General features: G+C 72.8%; 14 protein-coding genes and 1 pseudogene. 8 read left to right on the forward strand and 7 right to left on the reverse strand.

Translation table 11 applies throughout. The annotated features are described in order from the left end of the window. Positions 1 to 144: 144 nt before the first annotated feature. From ACIQGZ_RS27305 to ACIQGZ_RS27315, 3 genes are read left to right on the forward strand one after another with little or no spacing between them, the layout of a single operon-like run. On the forward strand, positions 145 to 1713 hold the full coding sequence (locus ACIQGZ_RS27305; protein ID WP_402606748.1) for a hypothetical protein: 1569 nt from the start codon (positions 145 to 147) through the stop codon (positions 1711 to 1713). Further along, positions 1710 to 4097, forward strand: coding sequence for a tetratricopeptide repeat protein (locus ACIQGZ_RS27310; RefSeq protein WP_402606751.1), 2388 nt, complete (start codon positions 1710 to 1712; stop codon positions 4095 to 4097). Before ACIQGZ_RS27305 ends, ACIQGZ_RS27310 begins: the two co-directional genes overlap by 4 nt. 56 nt (positions 4098 to 4153) lie before the next feature. After that, a complete protein-coding gene (locus ACIQGZ_RS27315) occupies positions 4154 to 5818 on the forward strand; it encodes a DNA repair helicase XPB (RefSeq protein ID WP_402606754.1) in 1665 nt (554 codons plus the stop codon). Positions 5819 to 5857: 39 nt separating this feature from the next. Here ACIQGZ_RS27315 and ACIQGZ_RS27320 read toward each other — a convergent pair whose 3' ends face one another. From ACIQGZ_RS27320 to ACIQGZ_RS27330, 3 genes are all read right to left on the reverse strand, one after another. Beyond that, positions 5858 to 6637 (reverse strand): DUF4232 domain-containing protein, encoded by a 780-nt coding sequence (locus ACIQGZ_RS27320; protein ID WP_402606756.1) that lies wholly within the window; start codon positions 6635 to 6637, stop codon positions 5858 to 5860. 135 nt (positions 6638 to 6772) lie between these two features. Further along, a complete protein-coding gene (locus tag ACIQGZ_RS27325; RefSeq protein WP_402606846.1) occupies positions 6773 to 7420 on the reverse strand; it encodes a VanZ family protein in 648 nt (215 codons plus the stop codon). A 92-nt stretch (positions 7421 to 7512) separates the two neighbouring features. Next, positions 7513 to 7701, reverse strand: coding sequence for a hypothetical protein (locus ACIQGZ_RS27330; RefSeq protein WP_402606758.1), 189 nt, complete (start codon positions 7699 to 7701; stop codon positions 7513 to 7515). Between the two features lie 343 nt (positions 7702 to 8044). Here ACIQGZ_RS27330 and ACIQGZ_RS27335 point away from each other — a divergent pair, with 343 nt between their 5' ends. From ACIQGZ_RS27335 to ACIQGZ_RS27345, 3 genes are all read left to right on the forward strand, one after another. Further along, positions 8045 to 10285, forward strand: a complete 2241-nt coding sequence (locus tag ACIQGZ_RS27335) for a HelD family protein (protein ID WP_402606761.1) — start codon at positions 8045 to 8047, stop codon at positions 10283 to 10285. 95 nt (positions 10286 to 10380) lie between these two features. After that, positions 10381 to 10776: a hypothetical protein gene (locus ACIQGZ_RS27340; protein WP_402606764.1), complete on the forward strand. Its 396-nt coding sequence runs from the start codon at positions 10381 to 10383 to the stop codon at positions 10774 to 10776. A 122-nt stretch (positions 10777 to 10898) separates the two neighbouring features. Beyond that, positions 10899 to 11612 (forward strand): hypothetical protein, encoded by a 714-nt coding sequence (locus tag ACIQGZ_RS27345; RefSeq protein ID WP_402606766.1) that lies wholly within the window; start codon positions 10899 to 10901, stop codon positions 11610 to 11612. Positions 11613 to 11688: 76 nt separating this feature from the next. Here ACIQGZ_RS27345 and ACIQGZ_RS27350 read toward each other — a convergent pair whose 3' ends face one another. Next, positions 11689 to 12381, reverse strand: a complete 693-nt coding sequence (locus ACIQGZ_RS27350; RefSeq protein ID WP_402606769.1) for a copper homeostasis protein CutC — start codon at positions 12379 to 12381, stop codon at positions 11689 to 11691. Positions 12382 to 12479: 98 nt separating this feature from the next. Here ACIQGZ_RS27350 and ACIQGZ_RS27355 point away from each other — a divergent pair, with 98 nt between their 5' ends. Continuing rightward, positions 12480 to 13124 carry a hypothetical protein gene (locus ACIQGZ_RS27355; protein ID WP_402606771.1) on the forward strand — a complete coding sequence of 215 codons (645 nt, stop codon included), beginning with the start codon at positions 12480 to 12482 and terminating at the stop codon, positions 13122 to 13124. A 7-nt stretch (positions 13125 to 13131) separates the two neighbouring features. Here ACIQGZ_RS27355 and ACIQGZ_RS27360 read toward each other — a convergent pair whose 3' ends face one another. Beyond that, positions 13132 to 13527 (reverse strand): hypothetical protein, encoded by a 396-nt coding sequence (locus ACIQGZ_RS27360; protein ID WP_402606774.1) that lies wholly within the window; start codon positions 13525 to 13527, stop codon positions 13132 to 13134. A 66-nt stretch (positions 13528 to 13593) separates the two neighbouring features. After that, positions 13594 to 14970: an NADP-dependent succinic semialdehyde dehydrogenase gene (locus tag ACIQGZ_RS27365; RefSeq protein ID WP_402606776.1), complete on the reverse strand. Its 1377-nt coding sequence runs from the start codon at positions 14968 to 14970 to the stop codon at positions 13594 to 13596. A gap of 332 nt (positions 14971 to 15302) precedes the next feature. On the opposite strand from ACIQGZ_RS27365, the pseudogene murQ reads away from it, so the two are divergent. After that, positions 15303 to 16208, forward strand: a pseudogene (gene murQ, locus ACIQGZ_RS27370) (N-acetylmuramic acid 6-phosphate etherase); the annotation flags it as partial. A 5-nt stretch (positions 16209 to 16213) separates the two neighbouring features. Here murQ and ACIQGZ_RS27375 read toward each other — a convergent pair. Further along, complete coding sequence (locus ACIQGZ_RS27375; protein WP_402606779.1) at positions 16214 to 16828, reverse strand: Uma2 family endonuclease; 615 nt, start codon at positions 16826 to 16828, stop codon at positions 16214 to 16216. Positions 16829 to 17018: the final 190 nt, after the last annotated feature.

Here is a 17018-nt window from a genome sequence, read left to right on the forward strand (position 1 = left end):
GCTTGTCGGGGCTTCCGACCCACATCGGTCAAGTCCGGTGCGATGCGGCATCCTGGCTGCCGGGAGGGCGATGTGGGCAAAGCATCGAGGAAGAAGCAGGTACAGCGGGGCCGGAGAGCCGCCTCGGCTCCCTCAGCCGCAGCCATGGCCGACGGTGGTGACCCGCGAGCACTCGAGGGGGCGTTCAGGCGACTGCTGCGCTCGAACGAACAGGGGAAGCTCAGCCTGGCCGGCGCCTACGCAGTCGGTTATCTGGTCCTGGGACACGCTCAGCAAGAGGAGACCGGTCCAGACTGGTACCACGAGATCGACCCATTGGACGCGCTGTTCCTAGGAGCGGCCCGGCCCCGGGGGTTTCGCGACGAGTTCGAGTTCGCCAATGCGCGTGACGCCTGGCTGCGCCTCCTGCGAGGCACCGTGCACGGCCAAGGCATCCAGCGCTTCGTCCGCGAGGCCGTCTCGGCGAGCGAGGAGCTGGGGATGCCGGTGGACGACGGGAAACTGATGCTGGCGCTTGTCGGCCGGCTTGAAGCCGCCGGACTCGACCAACGTCGCCTGCCCCGGCGGCTGCTGCCCGGGGCGGCCCTCCAGGACCTCCGGGCGGTCCATGGGCCAAGTCTGAACCTGCGGCTGCCCGACCCGCCGGAGGACGCGAAAGAGCGGGTCAGGCGGTTCTGGAAGGAAGAGGAGTCGTGGGCCGATGACACGCCTCGGGCCGTTCTCCGCGACGGGCTGCGCCGGTTCCATGACGCCGGGCTACCGGTGAAAAAGAAATCCGGAATGTTGCTGCCAGCCTTGTACGCGGCGCTCCTGACGAAGCCCGGCGAGCCTCTGGAGGACATGGGCCCACACGCCTGGGCGTGGGCGCTTTCTCTGGAGGAGGCATCGACGCTGGCGCCGGTGCTCGACGTCCTCCTTGTCGCCCCCGAGCTGGGGATGTCCGTCGCCAAGACCCTGGGGCATCTCTTCGCCATGCCCGCGTTCACGGAGCCGATCCCCTCGGAGGCTCTGCTGTGGACCAGCTCTCCCGGTCTTGCCCTACCGCGCCTGGCCTTCGAGCTGGGCATTCCCGAGGTCTCCACGCTGGAAGCCACCGTCACCCCGGACCTGCTGGACTGGGTGGGCATGCACGCCAGAATGCGCCTGAACGCCGCTCGCGGGAGTGCCACCGATCTCGAGGAAACGGACAGCGTCGACGGCACGGACGAAACGCAGGAGGAGTCGGGCGAGCGATGGGGCGAGCGGCGTGAGGCCGTGCGCGAAGCGGTGCTGCACAAGGTTCGCAAGAAGTCCGGCGGTACGGCGGCCACGCACCGCCGGTTCGACCGCCCCGTCGAGCGCATCTGGGACGCGGACGGCAGTTCCGTGGTGCGGATCTCGGCCGACACTCCGCACGGACAGAAGCTTCAGGAGGCTCTGGAAGGTCAACACGACGCCTTCCGCGAGAAGTTCGGCCGTGAGCCGGAGCCGGGCGACCCACTGTTGTTCGACCCCGACGCCGACGAACCCACCCGCCTCACCAGGGAGTACTTCGACAACCTGATGTTGGACATGGCGGAGCGTGCGGTCGAGATGGGCATCGATCCCGCATTCCTCCACGCCTGGCGCGAGGTTGGGTATGTGGTCACGCAGGAAACCAGGAGCATGTTCACCACCGCCGAGGTGCTCGCCTTCAAAAGAGCCCTTGCCCGGCACCGGCAGGCCGGGGAATGACGGACAGAACCGAGAACCACATCAGTGGAGGGGTCTTCTTCGGCATCGTCGTCCAGGGGCGCACCATCACCCTGACGCTCCCGGATCGCCCGGACCCCGCGCTCTCCGGACTTCCCCGGCAGTCGGCGACCTTCGCGGGGCGCCACACTCAGCTGGAACAGGTCCTCGCGGCCTTGGCACCGGCCACGCCGGGCGAGACGGCCAGCACCGTGGTGGTGACCGGGCTCGCCGGGGCGGGCAAGACCGAACTCCTTCTCCAGACCGCCCACCGGGCACAGCGGAAAGAAGGCTGGTTCCCCGGTGGGGTTCTCTTCGTGGATCTGCACGGCTACGACGCGGAGCGCAAAGTGTCACCGAAACGGGCGCTCGGCACCCTCCTGCGGGCGCTCGGCATCCCGCCGGAGCACATTCCACCCGGGATCGAGGAACGCGCGCTCATCTACCGATCCGCGCTCGACGCACTGGCCGCTGCCGGGCGACGGGTCCTGGTCGTCCTGGACGACGTACCGACCACCGACAAGATCCGCCATCTCCTGCCCAGTGACGGGCGCACGGCCACACTCGTGTCCTCGCGGCACTCCCTGGCGGAACTGGACGCCTTGGCGCTGACCTTACGGGAGCTGCCCGCCGACGAGGGGCGGGAGTTGCTGGGCGACGTCCTCCGCACGGCTCTGCCCGAGGACTCGCGGATGGCGGTCGAGGCTGGCGAGGCCGACCGGCTCGTCGCGCTGTGCGGCGGTCTGCCGCTGGCCCTGCGCATCCTGGCGTCCCTGCTCGTGGACGTGCCGACCCGGCCCCTGTCCCACCTCCGCCAAGACCTTGAGGACGCGCACTCCAGACTCTCCGTGCTGAGCCGGGAGGAGCGCGCTGTGACCGCAGCCTTCGAACTGTCCTATAGAAGGCTCACCGAAGACCAGGCCAAGCTCTTCCGGCTGATGTACCTGCATCCCGGACCGGACTTCTCCACCGAGGCTGCGGCCCAGTTGTACGGCGAGGACGTCAAACAAACCGAACGGCTGCTGCTGGAGCTGGCCCGCCGACACCTGGTCGAGCCGCGAGAACCGTACGGCCGCTGGCAGCAACACAGTCTCGTACGCCTCTACTCAAGGGAGCAGCTCGTATCGGGCGACGACTCCTGGGGCGAGAACCTCATGCGTCTGCTCGCCCACTTCCACAAGATGACCACCCTGGCGTGTGAAACGCTCTTCGGCCCCGTGGTACCACAACCCACGGCGGAGCCCCTCTTCGCCGATCGAGCTGCGGCGCTGCATTGGCTGGATGCCGAGCGGCACACCCTGGTCGCGGCTGCCCTCTGGGCCCACAAGGCCGACGATGATCTGCTGTGTGTGGCCCTGGCGGTACCCGTCTCGCGATTCCTGATGGAGATGCGCTACCTGGAGGACGCCGGGTGGGTGCTGACCGCAGGCATCCGGTCGAGTCGACGGCGCAAGGACAGTTTTCGAGAGGCATCTCTGCTGAGCTCCCTCGGTGTGGTACTTCGGGACATGCGCAAGCTTCGCAAATCCGTCCGTGCGCACCACCGGGCCATCAAGATCTGCCGGGAACTGAAGAGGCGCCAAGCCCTGGCCAGCGCGCTGAACAACCTCGGACTCTCGCTCCACGAGCAGCGCAAGTTCGAACAGGCCGTGGCGGCCCACGCCGAAGCCGCGCAGTTGTTCAAGCGCGCCGGTGACCGGATCGGAGTGGCGGGCGCGCTGATCAACACCGGCGAGACACTGACCGAGCTGAACCGCGAAGAGGAGGCCTCCCGTGCCCTCCGCAAAGCTGCGAAGATCTTCCGGAAACAGGTTGACCTGCGTGGCTACTCCCAGGCTCTGGGCAGTCTAGCCAAAGCGACGCGTGGCAACGGGAGGGCCGAGCGGGCCGCGAGGCTGCACAAGCGCGCGCTCAACATGACCGACGGCCTGGTCATACCCCATGAGAGGGCGATCGAGCTGTCCAACTTCGCCGGCACGCTGATCGCTGCCGGAGAATTCGAAGCGGCCCTCACCGCACAGCGGGAGGCACTGGACACCTTCCGGCGCCTGGGAGACCGCCGTGGTGAGGCGGTGGCTTTGGGCAACATGGCCCTCGTACGCCAGCAGCAGGGCAAGTGGAACAGGGCTGTACAGCTGCACACCCTCGCTCTGGAGGCATTCCTCGAGGGCAACAACGATCACGGTCTGGCCGCCGAGCTCGGGAATCTCGCACACGCACTCCTCCAGCAGAGCCGCAACACCGAGGCCCTGGAGAACCTGGAGTTCGCCGCCGATCTGTACCACCAGACCGGCGATACGGAACGGGCCGCCGACGCGCTCGCCCGTGCCGACCGGGCGCGAAGGCGGGTCGGAGTCGGCAGCCGACCCGTCGAGAGCCGGATGTGATCGCTCGTGCATGAGGCACACTGGACGTTTGGCCCGCGCGGAAGGGATGGATGTACGTGAACGACGGTCCCCTCATCGTCCAGAGCGACAAGACGCTGCTGTTGGAGGTCGAGCACCCCCGCTCCGGTGACTGCCGGCGGGCCATCGCGCCGTTCGCGGAGCTGGAGCGGGCGCCGGAGCATGTGCACACCTACCGGGTGACGCCGCTGGGGCTGTGGAACGCCCGCGCCGCCGGGCACGACGCCGAGCAGGTAGTGGACGCGCTGGTCAGCTACTCGCGCTACCCGGTGCCGCACGCCCTGCTGGTGGACGTCGCGGAGACCATGGCCCGCTACGGGCGGCTGCGGCTCCAGAAGCACCCGGTGCACGGGCTGGTGCTGGTCACCACCGACCGGCCGGTGCTGGAGGAGGTGCTGCGCTCCAAGAAGATCGCACCGCTGGTCGGCGCCCGGGTCGACCCGGACACCGTGCTGGTGCACCCCTCCGAGCGCGGCCAGATCAAGCAGGTGCTGCTCAAGCTGGGCTGGCCCGCCGAGGACCTGGCCGGGTACGTGGACGGCGAGGCGCACGCCATCGCGCTGGACCAGGACGGCTGGCACCTGCGCCCGTACCAGCGGCAGGCGGTCGAGGGCTTCTGGCACGGCGGCTCGGGGGTCGTCGTCCTGCCCTGCGGCGCCGGCAAGACGCTGGTCGGCGCGGCGGCGATGGCCGAGGCACAGGCCACCACGCTGATCCTGGTGACCAACACCGTCTCCGCCCGGCAGTGGAAGCACGAGCTGGTGAAGCGGACCACGCTCACCGAGGAGGAGATCGGGGAGTACAGCGGCACCCGCAAGGAGATCCGCCCGGTCACCATCGCCACGTACCAGGTGATGACGACCAGGCGGAAGGGCGTCTACCCGCACCTGGAGCTGTTCGACTCCCGCGACTGGGGCCTGATCGTCTACGACGAGGTGCACCTGCTGCCCGCGCCGATCTTCCGCTTCACCGCCGACCTCCAGGCCCGCCGCCGGCTCGGGCTGACCGCGACCCTGGTCCGGGAGGACGGCCGCGAGGGCGACGTCTTCTCGCTGATCGGCCCCAAGCGGTTCGACGCGCCGTGGAAGGAGATCGAGGCGCAGGGCTACATCGCGCCCGCCGACTGCTGCGAGGTACGGGTCACCCTCACCGACTCCGAGCGGCTGGCGTACGCGACCGCCGAACCCGACGAGCGGTACCGGTTCTGCGCCACCACCGCCACCAAGCGCCGGGTGGTGGAGTCGCTGGTGGAGCGGCACCGCGGCGACCAGACCCTGATCATCGGCCAGTACATCGACCAGCTGGACGAGCTGGGCGAGGCGCTCGACGCCCCGGTGATCAAGGGCGACACCACCAACCCGCAGCGGGAGAAGCTGTTCGAGGCGTTCCGCACCGGGGAGATCTCGGTGCTGGTGGTGAGCAAGGTCGCCAACTTCTCCATCGACCTGCCGGAGGCGGCGGTGGCCATCCAGGTGTCGGGCACCTTCGGCTCCCGGCAGGAGGAGGCGCAGCGGCTCGGCCGGGTGCTGCGGCCCAAGGCGGACGGCCGGGAGGCGCGCTTCTACTCGGTGGTCGCCCGGGACACCGTGGACCAGGACTTCGCGGCGCACCGGCAGCGGTTCCTGGCCGAGCAGGGCTACGCCTACCGGATCATCGACGCGGACGACGTGCTGCACGAGGCGGGGGACGACCCGGTCCGCTGACCGGCCGCCCCGTTCGCGGCCGGTCACGCACGGCCGCTGCTAGCGGGTCTCGAAGGGGCGGAGCGCCAGTTCGCGGCCGCAGACGTTGAGGACGCCGTGGTCGACGCCGCCCTGCACCTTGACCTTCACGGTGGTCCGCTCGTCCGGCAGGATGACCGAGGCGTAGCTGGCCTGGACGCCGCACACCTTGCGGGCGCTGGCGGTGCCCTCGCGGTTGATGTTGCTGAACGCGAGGTCGGCGACCGCCTTGGCGCCGGGGGCCAGCCGGACGGTGTCGGCGGTCATGTCCTGGCGGCGGGCGGTGAGCGGGTCGCTCTTGCCCTGGTCGTCCGTGAGCTCCACGCCGGGGAAGCCCTTGAGGGTGCAGGTGCGGCCGGAGGAGTTGACGACCTGGATGTCGGCGACGGCGGCCTGCTGCTCGCTGGCGTCGTTGCCGGGGCCCTGCACGGTGACGGTGAGGTCTTCGGTGCGGCAGCGGCTGCTGCCGGCGGGGGCGGCGGCCGGGGCGCTGGTGCCGGGGGCCTGGTCAGGGGTGGCGGCCTTGCCGGGGCTGGTGGTGCCGGAGCCGCCGGAGGTGCTGGACCCGCCGGAGGTGTCCCCGGTGCCGCCGCCCTGGTCGGCGCCTCCGCTGTCGGGGCTGCCGGTGTCGGGGCTACCGGTGTCGGGGCTACTGCTGTCGGCGCTACCGGTGGTGGCGGACTGGCTGCTGCCGCTGCCGCCGGCCCGGGGACTGCTGTCGCCGTCCGAGTTGCACGCGGTGAGGCCGAGACCGGCGATGAGCACGGCCGCGGTGGCTACGGTGATCCTGGTGAGTCGCATCGGGATTCCCCCCTGGGATTTGATGATGTGTCCGACGTCACCACAACACGCCAGAGGCTCGGAGACCGGTTGCAGTTCCGGTCAGCAGGCTTCACGTGAGCCATCTCACCGCTGCGATCCGCAACCAGCAGCAGCTCAGCTGCCGTCTGACTCAGCTCTCCCGCGCCGCCACCGGCTCCGGCGCGGCGGGTGCACGGCCCGCGAGATCCACCGGCCCAGCAGCAGATAGCCCAGGACGGCGCCGGTGGTGTTCAGGATGACGTCGTCCACGTCGAACGACCGCCCCACGATCACCGCGCCCTGCACCAGCTCGACCAGCAGCATCACGGCGGCGGTCACCAGCAGCACCCGCAGCGGCCCGCGCACCCTCGGGAACAGGACCGGCAGCAGCACCCCGAACGGCAGGCCCAGCAGCAGATTGCCGCCGATCTGCTTGACCGCGTCCCGCACCGACGGCTGGTGCAGATAGAGCCGCAGCGACTCGCCCGGGTGCAGATTGCTGTGCGACAGCGGCACCGAGGCGGGCGACGGAGTCAGCGTCAGCCGGGCCAGCACGGCGGCGAACGCCACCATGGCCGTGAACGCCACCAGCATCACCAGGGCCCGCACCAGCCCGGCCAGCGACAACCGCCAGGGCCGGGGCCGCTCCGGCCCGCGCTCGGGGTGCCGCTCGAAGGACCGCTGCGAGATCCGCTCGGGAGGCGGCTTGGTCGGCGGCCCGGTCGGCAGTGCCGTCCCGACCGGGCGTGACCGCCGCCAGGCCCGTGACCCACCGCGCTGGATGATCTGCACGGCCCCTCCCTCACCGGCGCCCCACGCCCCGTCCCGGCGCGCCTACCCCGCGCCCTGCCGGGCACGCCACACCGGACGGCGGGTCAGAGGTCGACGCCGTCCCGGCCGAGCAGGGTCACCCGGGCGACGGTGCCGACCACGATCCCGGCCTTGCGCAGCGCGGACCGTACCGGACCGCCGCCGTGCGGATGCTGCTCTGCGGCCGGCTGCTGCGCCGGGGCCCGCCCGGCGCGGGCGGCCCGGCGGTGCGGGGTGCTGTGTGCAGTGCTCATGGCGTCCACGGTAGGTCGCGCCGCCGCCCCGGTCATCAGCCGAACGGCCACTTGCCGGCCGGCCGGAGGTCGTCCCGGAGGAGTACGCCGCCTCCTCCGGCAAGCCGGTACCGACCCCGAGACGGGCCCGGAAAACAGTTCGCGGATCGGCCGGCGAGCGTCTAACATGTCCCGCCTGCCGCCTCCCGAACCGTGGTGCCCGCTCGCCGGGCAGCCGTGGGAGGAAGCCGTCCGGTCGGAAACCGGTCGGCATCCTTCACCGAGTTCCGTTTCGAGTCCGCTGCGGCGCCTGGCCGCTCCCTTCCCGGACCCCCTGGTCCGCCGCAGCCGGGAAGGCTTCGCCGTGCCCTCGCACGCCCCGATCACTCCTACTGGCACCCCTACTGGCACCCCTACTGGCACCCCGGTCGGCACCCCTGAGGGTGCCCCCGACGCCGCCGATCCGCTGGAGCGCGAGCGCGCCCATCTGCGCGCCGCCCGCGCCGCGCTGCGCGCCATGCGCCAGGACGTCGAGTCGCTCGACCTCAGCGATGTCGCCGGCACCTGGGTCTCCGCCGAAGTGCTGCGCGGCCAGATCCAGCACCGGATCGCCGCCCTCGCGGACCTGGCGCACACCCCGCTGTTCTTCGGCCGCCTCGACTACCGGTACGCCATCGGCGGCGAGCAGGCCGAGGGCGCCGACGGCGACCGGTTCTACATCGGCCGCCGCCATGTCCACGACGCCGACGGTGACCCGATGGTGATCGACTGGCGCGCCCCGGTCTCCCAGGCGTTCTACCGGGCCAGCCGCACCGAGCCGATGGACGTCGAGCGCCGCCGCCGCTTCGGCTACACCGGCGGCGAGCTGACCGCGTACGAGGACGAGCACCTCAGCGACCCGGCGGAGGCCGAGACCTCCAGCGCGCTGCTGGCGGCCGAGATCGAGAAGCCCCGCGTCGGCCCGATGCGGGACATCGTCGCCACCATCCAGCCCGAGCAGGACGAGATCGTCCGCGCCGGGATCACCGGCAGCGTCTGCGTGCAGGGCGCCCCCGGCACCGGGAAGACCGCGGTGGGCCTGCACCGGGTGGCGTACCTGCTGTACGCGCACCGCGACCGGCTGGCCCGCACCGGCACCCTGGTCATCGGACCCAACCGGTCCTTCCTGCACTACATCGAGCAGGTGCTGCCGGCCCTCGGTGAGCTGGACGTCGCCCAGGCCACGGTGGAGGAGCTGATCTCGCACGTCCCGGTGCGGGCCGTCGACCCGGCGGAGTCGGCCCGGGTCAAGGGCGACGCCCGGCTGGCCGAGGTGCTGCGGCGCGCGGTGCGGCACGGCGTACGGATGCCGACCGAGCCGTGCGTGGTGGTGCGGGGCTCGCGCCGCTGGCGGGTCCCGGCGTACGAGCTGGAGGAGATCGTCACGGAACTGCTCTCCCGCGACATCCGCTACGGCGCGGCGCGGGAGGCGCTGCCGCAGCGGATCGCGCACGCGGTGCTGGTCAAGATGGAGAACGGCGGCGAGGCGCCCGACGACCGGGTGCAGGACGCCGTCGCCCGCTCACAGGCGGTCAAGGCCACCGTGAAGGCCCTCTGGCCGCCGGTGGACCCGGTGAAGCTGGTGCACCGGCTGCTCAGCGACGCCGACTTCCTGGCCGAGTGCGCGGACGGGCTGCTCAGCGCCGAGGAGCAGCGGGCGGTGCTGTGGGCGCGGCCCGGCCGGTCGGTGCGGACCGCGCCATGGACACTGGCCGACGCCGTACTGGTGGACGAGACCGCCGACCTGGTGCAGCGGACGCCCTCGCTCGGCCATGTGGTGCTGGACGAGGCGCAGGACCTCTCCCCCATGCAGTACCGGGCGGTGGGGCGGCGCTGCGCCACCGGTTCGGCCACGGTGCTGGGCGACATCGCGCAGGGCACCACGCCGTGGGCCACCTCCTCCTGGGCGGAGGCGCTGCACCACCTGGGCAAGCCGGAGACCAGGGTGGAGGAGCTGACCCGGGGCTTCCGGGTGCCGCATGAGGTGATCGCGTACGCGTCCCGGCTGCTGCCGTCGATCGCCCCGGGGCTGGCCCCGGCGACCTCGGTGCGCGAGGCGGCGGGGGCGCTGTCGGTACGGCGGGTGCCGCCGCCGCAGCGGGCCTCGGACGACCAGGCGGACCAGGCGGAGCTGGCCGAGCTGGCCGAGCTGGCCGACCTGGCGGCGCTGGACCGGGCCGCCGGGCTGCCCGACCCGGTGGACCACCCGGCGCTGGACGAGGCCGTGGTCGCCGCCTGCCGGGACGCGCTGGCCCAGGAGGGTTCGACCGGCCTGATCGCGGCCGACGCCCGCATCCCGGCCCTCGCCGCCGCCCTGCGCGCCGCCGGCCTGCCCCACCTCGACCCGGGCCAGGAGACCAGCACCGAGGCCCGGCTGACCCTGGTGCCCGCCTCACTGGCCAAGGGCCTGGAGTACGACTACGTCGTCCTCGACGAACCCGCCGCCGTCGTCACCGGCGAACCCGACCACCGCACCGGCCTCCGCCGCCTCTACGTCCTGCTCACCCGCGCCGTCTCCGGCCTCACCATCGTCCACTCCCAACCCCTCCCGGAACAGCTGGCCTGACGCCACGTCAGAGGTGGGTGGCCGCCCGCATCCCGCTGCCGCACGGTGGGCCGCCGTCGCGATCGACGGCGCCCACCGTGCTACTATTTCTTCTTGTGAGTACCGGGAGCAGCAAAACCGTAGACCTGCCCGAGTCGACCTACCTCCAGGTGAACCTGCTGGCCCTCGCCTGGGGCGTCTCCGACGCCGAAGCGGTGCGCAGACTGCTGGAGCACTTCCAGCGCTCCTCGGGCCACGGCAACGCCGAACGGCGCGAAGGCGTGGTGGCCGTCCACGCCGTGTACGAGGGCGAGCGGACGGACGCGCTGTACGACCCGGCGACGAAGAGCGTCTCCATCGCCGCCGGACCCGCGCAGGGAAAGTACAGGTCCCCGAGCGGCGCGGCGGTCGCGGTGCTCCAGGCGGCCAATCCCACGGTGAACCCGAACCGCAACGGCTGGTCCTTCTGGGTGATCAGCGAGACCGGCGCCCTGCTCCAGAGCATCCGGTAACGGGCGGCGGCCCCAAAAAGCCGCAGCCCGGAAAAGTCTTAGCCCCGGCGACTTGATCCGAAGATCAGCGGTCCACCGGGGCTTGTCCCGACCATCGTACCCGGTCCGCCAGGAGCACCGCTGTGCCGCAGCAGCCTTTTCAGCCTTCCTCCGCCGGCCCCTGGGTCGAGAGCTGGCTGAGCGCACCGCGCTTCCGGTCCTACCTCACGGCCGCCGGAGGAGACCGGGACCGGGCACTGGCCCTGTACGAGTGGAACAGCGAACTGTCGGCCGCGCTCCTGCACGACCTGGGCCACTTCGAGATCGCGCTCCGCAACGCCTACGCCGCAGCGCTCGATGCCGGGTGGCAGGGCGCCGAACACTGGCTGGACGACCCGGGCAGCCCGCTGAGGGCCCCGCTGCCGCGCACCAAACGCGGCGGCCCGCGCGGCACCCGGCAGGTCGATGTCAACGAGAAGCTGCGCCGGTCCATCGACGCCGCACGGGCCCGCTACGGCAGACAGGCGCCACCGGGGAAGATCATGGCCGACCTCTCGCTGGGCGTCTGGCGCTACCTCTCCTCCAGCGCCCACGAGAAGACGCTCTGGGTCCCCTTCCTGCACCGCGCCTTCCCCCCGGGGACGAACCGCACCGAGGTCGACCGGAAGATCGGCGACCTGCACCAACTGCGCAACCGGGCCGCGCACTGGGAGCCGGTACTGGCCGAGCCCGTAGCCCTGCGCATGGCCGACCTCGGCACGCTGTGCGGGATGCTCGTCCCCGAACTGGCCGACTACCTCCGGGCGCGGAGCCGCGTGGACACCCTGCTGCGCAACCGCCCCCGGCGCGACGCGTAGCGCCCGCACCGCCGCGCTCAGGGGCACGCCCCCGCGCGGCGTGGGGACGGCCGGGCGGGAGCGCTCCCGTGCGGGGTCAGACGGAGACGGCGATCTGGGTGTCGATGAGGTCGCGCCAGACGCGGACCCGGTCGGCGTCGACCGGGGATTCCCAGCCGGCGGTCCGGACCGCGCCGCCGACGTGGAAGGCGGCGAGGCCGGCCGCGCGCAGGTCGCGGATGTGGTCGGCCCGCAGGCCGCCGCCGACCAGCAGCTGCTGGTCCGAGGCGGTGCCGGCCTCGGCCGCCAGGACGTCCAGGCCGGCGGAGACCCCGGCGGCGGAACCGGCGGTGAGGAAGGTGTCCAGGCCCGGCAGGCCGCTCACGGCGGCGCGGGCGGCGGCCCGGTCGGCGGCGTGGTCCAGCGCGCGGTGGAAGGTCCAGCGGCAGCCGGGTACGGCGGCGAGCACCGCCCGGATCGCCGGGAGGTCCACCGCACCGGCGGCGGTGAGGAAGCCCAGCACGAACTCCTCGGCGCCCTCGGCCCGCAACCGCTCGGCCCGGGTCCGCAGCTCGTCCAGGTCGCCCGGCGCGAAGCCGTCCTGGATGCGCAGCATCACCCGCAGCGGCACCTCGACCGCCGCCCTGATCCGGGCGAAGGTCTCCACCGGCACGGTGAGCCCGTCGGCGTGCATGTCGGTGACCAGTTCGAGGCGGTCAGCGCCTCCGGCCACCGCAGCCACGGCGTCCTGGGCTGATGTGGCGATCACCTCGAAGATTGGTCTAGACATGTGGCACAGCCTGCCATACGCACACCCTCCACCGCGAGCCCGCCCCGACCGCGCCCCGCCCCCGCCCCACCCCCCGGCGCGGTCGGCCACAATGGGGCATGGCCACCACCGACCCGCGCCCCGACCTGCTGGAGCGCTGGCATGCCCTGCTGACCCGCTGCGGCTCCCCCGCCGACCCCGCCCCGTACGGCGCGGAGCTGCTGCGCCGCTGGGCCGAGCCGCAGCGCCGCTACCACACCCCCGCGCACCTGGCCGCGGTGCTGGCGGAGGTCGACGCGCTGGCCGAGCATGCGGCCGACCCGGACACCGTGCGGCTGGCCGCCTGGTTCCACGACGCCGTCTACCGCCCGGACCGGTCGGAGAACGAGGAGCGCAGCGCCGCCCTGGCCGAGCGGGCACTGACCGAGGCCGGGCTGCCGCCGCGCCGGGTCACCGAGGTGGCCCGGCTGGTGCGGCTGACGGTCGGCCACGACCCGGCGGCGGGCGACCGCGACGGCGAGGTGCTGTGCGACGCCGACCTCGCGGTGCTGGCCGGCCCACCGGAGGCGTACGCGGCCTATGCCGCCGCCGTCCGGGAGGAGTACGGCTTCGTACCGGAGGAGGCGTTCCGGGCGGGCCGGGCGGCGGTGCTCCGGCAGCTGCTCGCACGGCCCGCGCTCTACCGTACGGCGACCGCGCACCGGCGGTACGAGGAGCGGGCGCGCCGCAACCTCGCCACCGAACTGGAACTGCTCGGCGGCTGACGTCGCGCTACGCGGCGCCCAGCCCGCCGACCGGGGCCACCGCGACGCCCGCCTCACCGCAGACCCAGTGCGGGTCGGGACCCAGCTCGGGTTCGACGGCCAGCGCGTGCGGGTCGCCCTCGGCGGCGTGCACCGGGCAGAGCGGCCAGCGGCCGTACGCCTCCAGCAGCGCGTCCTGGACGTCCTGCGCGACCAGGCCCAGCAGGTAGTCCACGCCCGCCGGCCACTGCTCCACCCACCAGCGGCGGTGCGCCACCGCGTCCTCCACCAGGGACACCACGGCGGCGTCGCAGACGTCACGGGCGGTGAGGTCGGCGAGGATGCGGGCCCGCGCGGTGTGCAGGGCCGTCTCCAGGGCGGATTCGGGCTCGGGTTCGCGGGGCTGGGCGGATTCGCTGGACATGGTGTCCATTGTCCCCCGTCCGGCCGGCCCGGGGGTGCGGCCAGGGCCGGGCGGGTCGGCAGCCGGTCAGCCGATCCAGACCGTCTTGGCGTTGCAGAACTCCCGGATGCCCAGCGCCGCCAGCTCCCGCCCGTAGCCGGACCGCTTGACGCCGCCGAACGGCAGCTGCGGATAGGAGGCGACCATGCCGTTGACGAAGACCGCCCCGGCCTCCAGCTCCGCGGTGAACAGCTCCTGCTCGGCCGGGTCGCGGGTCCATGCGGCGGCGCCCAGGCCGAAGGAGGTGGCGTTGGCGACCCGCACCGCCTGCTCGGCGGAGTCCACCCGGTACAGCGAGGCGACCGGGCCGAACGTCTCCTCCCGGGCGATCCGCATCTCCGGGGTGATCCCGGCGACGACCGTCGGCGGGTAGAACCACCCGGGCCGCGCCGGGCGCTCGCCGCCGCAGAGCAGCAGCGCGCCGCGCCCCACCGCGTCCGCGACCAGCTCCTCCACGTCGGTGCGGCCCTGCTCGCTGGCCAGCGGCCCGATGTCGGTCTCCTCGTCCATCGGGTCGCCCACCCGCAGCGCCCGCATCCGCTCGGTGAAGCGCTCCGCGAAGGCGTCGTACACCTCCGCGTGCACGATGAACCGCTTGGCCGCGATGCAGGACTGGCCGTTGTTCTGGGTGCGGCCGGTGACGGCGGTGGCGACGGCGGCGTCCAGGTCGGCGGAGGGCATCACCACGTACGGGTCGCTGCCGCCCAGCTCCAGCACCGTCTTCTTGATCTCGTCACCCGCGATCGCCGCCACCGAGCGGCCGGCCGGCTCGCTGCCGGTGAGGGTCGCCGCCGCCACCCGGGGGTCGCGCAGCACCGCCTCCACCTCGGCCGAACCGATCAGCAGGGCTTGGAAGCAGCCGTCGGGGAAGCCGGCCCGGCTGAAGAGTTCTTCCAGGTAGAGGGCGGTCTGCGGCACGTTGGAGGCGTGCTTGAGCAGACCGGTGTTGCCCGCCATCAGCGCGGGCGCGGCGAACCGGACCACCTGCCAGAGCGGGAAGTTCCACGGCATCACGGCCAGCACCACACCCAGCGGCTGCCAGCGGGTCACCGCCCGGGACGCCTTGACGGCGGCGGGGTCCGGCAGCGGCTCGGGCGCCAGGAACGCCTCCGCGTGCTCGGCGTAGAAGCGCATGGCGGCGGCGCACTTGGCGGCCTCCGCGCGGGCCTGGGCCAGCGGCTTGCCCATCTCGGCGGTCATGGTGCGGGCGATGTCGTCCCGGTCGGCGTCCAGCAGGTCGGCGGCCCTGCGCATCCGGGCCGCCCGGTCGGCGAACGGGGTGCGCCGGTGGGCGAGGAAGGCGTCATGCGCCCGGCCGATCCGGGCCTCGACCTCCTCGCGGCCCAGCGGCTCGAAGGTCTTCAGCGTCTCCCCGGTCGCGGGGTTCACCGATGCGATGGCCATGGCGGACTGCCCTCCTCGGCAACGGCGTGCGGTCGCCGTCGCACGCCTCCTTCCCGGTACGTGCGCGGCGAAGCGTCCCGTTGTACGGTCACGGCGTGTCCCCCTCCCCCGGCGAGCCCGACCGGCCCGGCGAGCCCGGCGAGCCCGCCGAGCCCGCTGACCCTGACCGGCCCGCCGAGCCCGCTGCCCCCGACCGCCCCGGCGTCCCGGGTCGGCCCGTTGACACCCACCAGCCCCTTGATCCCGACCAGCCCCTTGATCCCCACCAGCCCCTTGATCCCTACCAGCCCCGCGACACCCACCAGCCCCGCGCCGGCGACCGCCCCGGCGAGCTGCGTGACCGGTTGGCGGCCCTGCCCACCGAGGCGGCCCGCCCGGACCTGGCCGACCTGGACCTGCTGCCCACCGCCGAACTCGCCCGGCTGATGAACGCGGAGGACGCCTCCGTACCGGCCGCCGTGGCCGCCGTCCTCCCCCGGATCGCCGCCGTGGTGGACGCCGTGGCCGCGCGGCTGGCGGGCGGCGGGCGGCTGGTCTACGCGGGCGCGGGCACCGCCGGACGGCTCGGCGTGCTGGACGCCGGGGAGTGCCCACCGACGTTCGGCACGGCGCCGGGGCAGGTCGTGGGCCTGCTGGCCGGGGGTCCGGCGGCCCTGGTGGCGTCGGTGGAGGGGGCGGAGGACGACCGCGCGGCGGCGGTGGCGGACCTGATGGCTCTCTCGCTCGGCCCGGCCGACGCCCTGGTGGGCGTCTCCGCGTCCGGCCGCACCCCGTACGCGGTCGCCGCCGTACGGCACGCCCGCGCACTGGGGGCGCTCACGGTCGGCCTGGCCTGCAACCCGGACTCGGAGCTGGCGGCCGCCGCTGAGTACGGCATCGAGGTGCTGACCGGCCCGGAGCTGATCGCCGGGTCCACCCGGCTCAAGGCGGGCACCGCGCAGAAGCTGGTGCTCAACATGGTCTCGACGCTGGCCATGGTCAGGCTGGGCAAGACGTACGGCAATCTGATGGTCGACGTCCGTCCGGTCAACGACAAGCTGCGGGCCCGCGCCCACCGCCTGGTCGCCGCCGCAACCGGCGCCGCCGACGCCGAGGTCACGGCCGCGCTGGCCGCCACCGGCGGCGAGGTGAAGCCCGCCGTGCTCTGCCTGCTGGCCGACCTCGACCCGGCCACCGCCGCCGCCCTGCTCGCCGCCGCCGGCGGCCGGCTGCGCGAGGCGCTGGCGCAGAGCGGGAACCGGGCTCAGACCAGGAACCCCGAGGTGTCCAGCCCCGCCGAGAACGGCTCCGGCAGCTCCACCAGCTCCCCGAACGGCCGCCGCACCCCCAACCGGTAACTGCCGTCCTCCGGCCGCGAGTACAGCGTCGTCTCCGGGCCGCTCTCCGCGTAGCGGTCGATCAGCAGGTAATGGGGCACCTGCGCATGGGCGTACGCATGCAGCTTGGTCGCGCGGTCGTGCCCGGCGTTGCCGCTGGAGGTGATCTCCACGACCATCGCGGCCTCGGCCTCGGCCGCGTCCAGCGGTCCCTTGTCGCGCTTCCTGATCCGCTTGGCGAGCAGCTCGACCGGCATCACCACCAGGTCGGGGATGTAGAGCCGGTCCTGGCGCACGATGTGCACACCCAGCGTCTGGTAGACGTCCCAGGTGTCGGGCAGGGCGCGGCTCAGCGCCCGGTGGACCCGACCTGCGATGTAGTTGTGTCCGGTGTCCGGCAGCGGCACCAAGGTGATCTGCCCCTCGTCGATCTCGGCGCGCCAACCCTCGGGAACGTCCAACTGCTGCCAGACCTCCAGCAGGTACTCCCATGACGGCGGCTGCTCGTCCACCGCGCAGCGCTCGGCCAGTGCAGCGGTCATCCCCTGCTCCCCCTCTCCCGCACGGTCCTTCTCCTCATCACGGTAGGAGGGACCCGAGGTGCCGAAACGTTCCATGTTCCTCAGAGTCGTTCCTCAGAGTCCCACGAACGAGTGACCGGTGCCGGGCAATGCCGCAGGGCGGCTCCCCGGTGTCGGGGAGCCGCCCTTCGGTCGGGCTCTGGACGGGCTG

This window comes from Streptomyces sp. NPDC092296, assembly GCF_044755465.1.
In the GTDB taxonomy this organism is placed as follows: domain Bacteria; phylum Actinomycetota; class Actinomycetes; order Streptomycetales; family Streptomycetaceae; genus Peterkaempfera.

Coding starts and splice junctions, on each gene's coding strand:
- ACIQGZ_RS27305 (WP_402606748.1), top strand. CDS start 145: ATGGCCGACGGTGGTGACCCGCGAGCACTCGAGGGGGCGTTCAGGCGA.
- ACIQGZ_RS27310 (WP_402606751.1), top strand. CDS start 1,710: ATGACGGACAGAACCGAGAACCACATCAGTGGAGGGGTCTTCTTCGGC.
- ACIQGZ_RS27320 (WP_402606756.1), bottom strand. CDS start 6,637: ATGCGACTCACCAGGATCACCGTAGCCACCGCGGCCGTGCTCATCGCC.
- ACIQGZ_RS27330 (WP_402606758.1), bottom strand. CDS start 7,701: ATGAGCACTGCACACAGCACCCCGCACCGCCGGGCCGCCCGCGCCGGG.
- ACIQGZ_RS27350 (WP_402606769.1), bottom strand. CDS start 12,381: ATGTCTAGACCAATCTTCGAGGTGATCGCCACATCAGCCCAGGACGCC.
- ACIQGZ_RS27355 (WP_402606771.1), top strand. CDS start 12,480: ATGGCCACCACCGACCCGCGCCCCGACCTGCTGGAGCGCTGGCATGCC.
- ACIQGZ_RS27360 (WP_402606774.1), bottom strand. CDS start 13,527: ATGTCCAGCGAATCCGCCCAGCCCCGCGAACCCGAGCCCGAATCCGCC.
- ACIQGZ_RS27365 (WP_402606776.1), bottom strand. CDS start 14,970: ATGGCCATCGCATCGGTGAACCCCGCGACCGGGGAGACGCTGAAGACC.
- ACIQGZ_RS27375 (WP_402606779.1), bottom strand. CDS start 16,828: ATGACCGCTGCACTGGCCGAGCGCTGCGCGGTGGACGAGCAGCCGCCG.